The organism is Streptomyces sp. NPDC059900 (assembly GCF_050270335.1).
In the GTDB taxonomy this organism is placed as follows: domain Bacteria; phylum Actinomycetota; class Actinomycetes; order Streptomycetales; family Streptomycetaceae; genus Streptomyces.
Genome location: NZ_JBNNJZ010000496.1, coordinates 1 through 6,137, shown reverse-complemented (window position 1 = coordinate 6,137; position 6,137 = coordinate 1). Strand labels below are relative to the sequence as shown.

General features: G+C 68.7%; 3 protein-coding genes and 1 pseudogene. 1 reads left to right on the top strand and 3 read right to left on the bottom strand.

Annotation, left to right across the window (positions count from 1 at the left end; all coding sequences use genetic code 11):
• Window positions 1-1,959 (bottom strand): OmpL47-type beta-barrel domain-containing protein (locus ACQKIP_RS37195; protein WP_427745150.1); only part of this gene is annotated, 1,959 nt, incomplete at its 3' end.
• A 53-nt stretch (window positions 1,960-2,012) separates the two neighbouring features.
• Window positions 2,013-4,427: a ThuA domain-containing protein gene (locus tag ACQKIP_RS37190; protein WP_365855799.1), complete on the bottom strand. Its 2,415-nt coding sequence runs from the start codon at window positions 4,425-4,427 to the stop codon at window positions 2,013-2,015.
• A gap of 350 nt (window positions 4,428-4,777) precedes the next feature.
• Here ACQKIP_RS37190 and ACQKIP_RS37185 point away from each other — a divergent pair, with 350 nt between their 5' ends.
• Window positions 4,778-5,821 carry a multicopper oxidase domain-containing protein gene (locus ACQKIP_RS37185; RefSeq protein WP_365855357.1) on the top strand — a complete coding sequence of 348 codons (1,044 nt, stop codon included), beginning with the start codon at window positions 4,778-4,780 and terminating at the stop codon, window positions 5,819-5,821.
• 3 nt (window positions 5,822-5,824) lie between these two features.
• On the opposite strand, the pseudogene ACQKIP_RS37180 reads toward ACQKIP_RS37185, so the two are convergent.
• Window positions 5,825-6,137: pseudogene (locus tag ACQKIP_RS37180) on the bottom strand (hypothetical protein); the annotation flags it as partial.

The window sequence follows — 6,137 nt, the reverse complement described above, 5'->3', positions numbered from 1 at the left end:
GTGCTGGTCCACCACCTTGACCTCGTAGTCGTTCCACGTGCCCTTCGGAGTGACGCCGGCGCCGGCCAGACCCACCCGGTCGAAGCCGTAGACCGACCCCGTCTTGTACATGTCGCCGTCAGGCCGGTCGAGCGCCTGGATCTCGTGCCCGTACTTGATGGCGACCCACTCCGGACGTGACTCCTCCGGGTGGTCGTGGACCTGCGGGAAGCGCACGAAGACGCCGCCGTTGGCGTTGCCGTTGCCCGGCGCGTCGTCCCGCCACTGGAGCTTCAGCGAGAAGTCGCCGTACTTGCGCTCCGGGAACCACAGCATGCCCATGCCCTCGACGGTGGTGCTGCTGGTGATCGAACCGTCCGCGTTCAGGCCGAACTTGCCGCCGCCGACCTGCTCCCACTTGTCCAGGGACTCCTGGGTGCCGTCGAAGATCTTGCGGTATCCGTCGGTCTGGCCGGGCTTGCCGATGCCGGACTGCTTGGCGGCCTTGTTGATCTTGTTGTACTCGCGCTTGTCGATCTCACCGCCCGCCAGGAGCTTGTCCGTGACGCTCTTGACGTGCTTCAGGAAGAGCGCGTGGGACGTCCACTCCTTCTCGTCCTCGATCAGCTCGTTGATGCGGCACCGGTTGTTGGTGACCCGGTTGGGGATACCCGTGTCGACCGTGCCGACGATGACCGTGAGCCGCTCGTCGAACTCGGCGCAGTTCGGGGACGGGACCCCGCCGCCCTTGGCGACGGTGAACGAGACGTCCTTGGCCGCCGAGACGTTGCCCGCCTTGTCGCTCGCGCGGTAGGCCACGGTGTGGCGGCCCACGCGGTCGACGACGACCGGGTCGCCGTACGCGAGGTACGGACCGCCGTCGAGCGAGTACTCGACCTTGTCGACACCGGAGTCGGCGTCGGTCGCGGTGACCGTCACCTTCGCCTTGCCGACGTACGCGCCGTCCGAGTTCTTGTCGCCCTCGACCTTCGCGGCGGTCTCCGGCGGCGTCTTGTCCTCGACCGGCGGCGTGACCACGGTGAACTCGACGGCCTTCTCGGCCGCCTGGTTCCCCGCCTTGTCCGAGGCGCGGTAGCGGATCTTGTGCGCGCCCGCGGCGTGGACCATGACCGGCGCGGTGTACGCTGTCCACTCGCCGCCGTCGCCGACCGCGTACTCGATCTTGTTGACGCCGGAGCCGGTGTCGGACGCCGTCACGGTGATGGTCGCCATCCCGAGGTACTCGCCCTTGTCGTTCTTCTCGCCGGTCACCGTCGCCGAGGTCTCCGGCGGCGTCTTGTCATTGGTGTCCGGCGCGACCACCGTGAAGTCGACGGCCTTCTCCGCCGCCACGTTGCCCGCCTTGTCGCTCGCGCGATAGCGGATCTTGTGGGTGCCGACCTGGTCGACGACCACGGGCGCCGTGTACGGCTGCCAGGCGCCGTCCGCGCCGAGCGCGAACTCGGTCTTGTCGACGCCCGAACCCTCGTCGGTGGCCGTCACCGAGACGGTGGCCGAACCGACGTACGCGCCGTCGGCGTTGGTCTGTCCCTCGACCTTGGCCGCCGTCTCCGGAGCGGTGGTGTCCTCGCCGCCGCCCTCGGTCACCACGAGGATGCCCTGCATCGCGCCGTGGCCGGGGATCGTGCAGTGGTAGCGGTACCGGCCGGGTGTGAGGGTGACCTCCGCCGTGTGCTTGCCGCCCTGGTCGTCGTTCGGGTTGGCCAGGATGTTCAGCGGCACGTCGTTGTTGTACTCGGGGTCCGAGACGTCGAACGTCAGCGTGTGCGGCATGCCGGTGTCGTTGCCGGTCGCCTCGCTGTTCTCGAAGACGATCGTCGCGGCGCCCGCGACCGCCGTGGCGGGCGCGGAGGCGTACTTGTCGATTCCGTTGTTCGCGGTCCAGGTCAGCGTCTGGGCCGCCGCTGCGCCCGGACGGTCGGGCTGGCTCGCCGCCGTCGACGTCAGGCCGAGCACCATCAGGAGCGACGCGAACAGCGCCGTCCAGAGTCTTCGCTTGTTCACGGTGGGCATCATCCGGTCTTCCTTGCCAGGTCCTTGGCGGCCGGTGTGGCCTCGCCGCCCGAGTAAGTGACGCGCCACAGCGCCGACTTGGAGTCCGAGGTGAAGAACCCGCGGCCGTAGTCGAGGACGTAGAGCGAACCGTCGGCGGCGAACTTCCAGTCCATGAGGTTCTTGATGCCGTCGTTGCCGATCGGAATGATCTTCTTCAGGGACTCGGCGTGCACGGGCAGGCCGCCGCTGCCGACCGTCTTCGGGTCGGTCAGGACCGCGTGCCGGGGCTGGTCGGCGTCGTAGAAGTCACCGACGAACCACTTGCCGTCCCAGTACGAGGGCCACTTGTCGGCGCTCGTGCTCGCCGCGTCGTAGCGGTAGACCGGGCCGTTCATCGTGGCCTGGCCGCCGCCCTTGAGCCACGGCAGGAGGATCTTCTGCTCCTCCGTCTTGTAGCTCGGGACGCCCTTCGCGTCGCGCGGGTAGTCGACGCCGCCGCCCTGCGGCGAGTACCAGATGTTGTTCGGCTCGGCCGGCGGGATGTTCACCAGGCCGTCGTTGTTGGGCGACTCGTTCTTGAGGTTCTTGCAGTCGTACCAGCCGAGCGGCTTCGTCGGGTCCGGCAGATTGCGGTCGCGGTAGGGCTGGTTGTTGCCCATGCAGTACGGCCAGCCGCGGTTGGAGGCGTGGGTGATCGCGGCGAACGTGTCGTACTTCGCCGGGCCCCACGTCGTCGAAGGCGCGCCCGCGTCCGGGCCGACCCAGCCCGCGTACAGCGTGTCGGTCTTCTTGTCGATGCTGATGCGCGCCGGGTTCCTGACGCCCATCACATAGATCTCGCCGCGCGTCTTGCCGCCGCCCTCGTCCGGCTCCTTGCCGGTGAAGAGGTTGCCCGAGGGGAGCGTGTACGTCCCGTCGTCCTCGGGGTGGATGCGCAGGATCTTGCCGTTCAGGTTGTTCGTGTTGCCCGCGGTGCGGCGCGCGTCGGCGAAGGAGACGCCCTTGAAGTTCGGCTGCGGGTTGTTGCCCGAGTAACCGTCGCTGAACTGCGAGGAGTTGTTGTCACCGGTGGCGATGTAGAGATTGCCCTTGGAGTCCCAGGCCATCCCGCCGCCCGCGTGGCAGCAGCTGTGGATCTGCACCGGCCACTTGAGCAGCACCTTCTCGCTGGCCATGTCCAGCTTGTCGGTGGTGCGGTCGAGCGTGAAGCGCGACACGTAGCGCTCGGCCATGTGCGTCTCGCGGTTGATCTTCGAGTGGGGTGTGTAGTGCAGGTACACCCAGCCGTTCTGCTCGAACTCCGGGTCGAGTTCGATGCCGAGCAGGCCCTCCTCGACCTTGATCAGCTCGTCGCCGCCGCCCTTGTTGCCGAAGACGGTCAGCGCTCCCGCGAGCGTCGACTTCTTCGTCTTGGGGTCGTAGACGTGGATCTCGCCCTTGCCCTTGCCGATGTCCGGGTTGTTCCAGTCGGTGATGACCGGCTGCGAGGAGTCGGCGCCGCCGCGGCCGATGTAGAGGACCTTGCCGTCGGGCGCGGTGACCAGGCCGTGCGGCTCGCCGATCTGGTCGTTCTTGCCCGGCTGGTTGGCCTGGGTCAGGCGCTGCGCCTTGTAGTTGGCGTTGATCGTCGACTTGCAGTCGGCGCGCGAGATGCGGGTGGTCCAGTTCAGGGCGCCGCGCAGGTGGCTGCGGAAATCGGTCTCGTCGTACGAGGCCGCCGTACCGCCCATTCCGGTGTAGAAGGAGCGTCCGCCGTCGTAGTCACGGCACCAGGAGACCGGGTGGTCGGCGCCGTTCTTGCTCTCGCCCGGCGCGTACGTCGACTCGCGCACACGGGCCACGGTGTGGACCTCGCCGGACGGGTTCTTGGTCCAGTTCAGCCACTGGTCGGGGCGCTTCCACTGAAGGGGCAGGTCCTTGGTGGCCGGGTGCTCCCGGTCGCCGACCTCGACGGTGGCGCGCTGCACGTTCGTCGGGCTGGAGTCGGCCGGGCGTGCGCCGATCAGGCCGGTGAACCAGTTGGAGTACGGCTCGGCGCGGGCCGCGTCATGGATGCCGAGGAAGCCGCCGCCGGCCTCCATGTAGGCCTCCAGGCCCGCTTCCTGCTCGGGGTCGAGGACGTCGCCGCCGCCGGTCAGGAAGGCGACGGCGTTGAACTTGCCGAGCTTGGCCTCGTTCGTGAAGACCGACGCGTCGTCGGTCGCCACGATCTTGAACCGCTCGGCGGCCGGGCCGCTCTGGCCGATCTTTTCGATGGCCTCGATGCCGGCGTTCACCACCGGCGACTCGTCGCCGCCCGCCGCCGACCCATGGAACACCAGGACGCGTACGTTCGCCTGGCCGGGCGGCGACGGCAGGGACATCGTTGTCAAAGGCGGTTCGGGATAGGGCCGCGCGGTCGCGGCCTGTGTGGAGAGCGCGCCGGTGACCATGGCTCCGGAGAGCAGGGCGGCGGCCCAGGCGCGGCGCGAGCCGACCCGGCTGCGATCCGGGCTCCGGCCCTGGTCCTCGCGGTTCGATCTGCGTCTGACTCTGCTCAACCCTCGTACAGTCAAGGGCTCTTGATGCGACGTGAGCCGCATGAGTACACCCACCCCTCGTCGGTCACAGCAACAGGCGCGGATGAAGCTAGACCTCTTTTCGCCACTCGCCAATAGGTACGGACGGAATTCCGCGAACTTTGTCCTGCGTGTGGATAAACGAGGATCCCCCCGATACCGTGTGGCCGTCTCGGGGGCCACCTGCGCCCCATCAGTCTCCGTACCGCAGTGGGGAGTTCGGCATGGACCGACGCAGCTTCAACCGGCGGATGCTCGTGGGCGGGGTGGCCGCGACGGCCGGGGTGACATCGTTGTCGCTGGCCACGGCGCCCGAGGCGAGCACCGCCGAAGGGCCGAAGACCGCGCCGGCCGGCGGCGAGGTGCGCCGCATCAAGATGTACGCGGAGAAGCTGCCGGACGGGCAGATGGGCTACGGCCTGGAGAAGGGCAAGGCGTCCATCCCCGGCCCGCTCATCGAGCTGAACGAGGGCGACACCCTGCACATCGAGTTCGAGAACACCATGGACGTCGACGCCAGCCTGCACGTCCACGGCATGGACTACGAGATCTCCAGCGACGGCACCAGACACACCAAGAGCCACGTGGAGCCGGGCGGCAAGCGCACGTACACCTGGCGCACGCACGCGCCGGGCCGCCGCAAGGACGGCACCTGGCGGCCGGGCACGGCGGGGTACTGGCACTACCACGACCACGTGGTCGGCACCGACCACGGCACGGGCGGCGTGCGCAAGGGCCTGTACGGCGCGCTGATCGTGCGCCGCAAGGGCGACCTGCTGCCGGACAAGACCTTCACGATCGTCTTCAACGACATGACGATCAACAACAAGGCGGGCCACGACGCGCCCAACTTCGAGGCGACGGTGGGAGATCGGGTCGAGTTCGTCTCGATCACGCACGGCGAGTACTACCACACGTTCCACGTGCACGGTCACCGCTGGGCGGACAACCGCACGGGCCTGCTGACCGGCCCCGACGACCCGAGCCAGATCCTCGACGACAAGATCTGCGGGCCGGGGGACTCCTTCGGCTTCCAGGTCATCGCGGGGGAGGGGGTGGGCGCGGGCGCCTGGATGTACCACTGCCATGTGCAGAGCCACTCGGACATGGGAATGGCAGGGCTCTTCCTGGTGAAGAAGGCGGACGGCACGATCCCGGACTACGAGGCGCACCATGCCTCTTCGGCGGCGAAGAAGCCCTCCGGGGACGAGAAGGACTCCTCCGCCGAAGCCGGGAAGGGCTCCTCCGGCCACGACCACCACGGCTGAGCCCTAGCGGTCGTTCACCGCGCCGATGTCGTACACCGCCCAGGCGGTGTGCGGCTCCTCCTGTACGTAGATGCGCGGTCCGCGGCAGACCGTCCGGCGGCGTTGCCCCAGCGGGCCGCCGTCGGGGCCGACGAGGCGGCCCGTGGCGTACGGCCTGACCTCCTGGTGACGGAGTTCGGCGTGGACGAGCCGGTCGCGCTCGTCGCGGTACCCGCCGAGAAAGGTCACCCCTCCTTGGTGCACGGCCAGCGCGGTGGCTCCCGCCGTGCCGTTGGCGCGCCGGCGCACCGTACCGTCGGGCCTGACCTCCAAGAGG

Coding starts and splice junctions, on each gene's coding strand:
- ACQKIP_RS37190 (WP_365855799.1), bottom strand. CDS start 4,427: ATGGTCACCGGCGCGCTCTCCACACAGGCCGCGACCGCGCGGCCCTAT.
- ACQKIP_RS37185 (WP_365855357.1), top strand. CDS start 4,778: ATGGACCGACGCAGCTTCAACCGGCGGATGCTCGTGGGCGGGGTGGCC.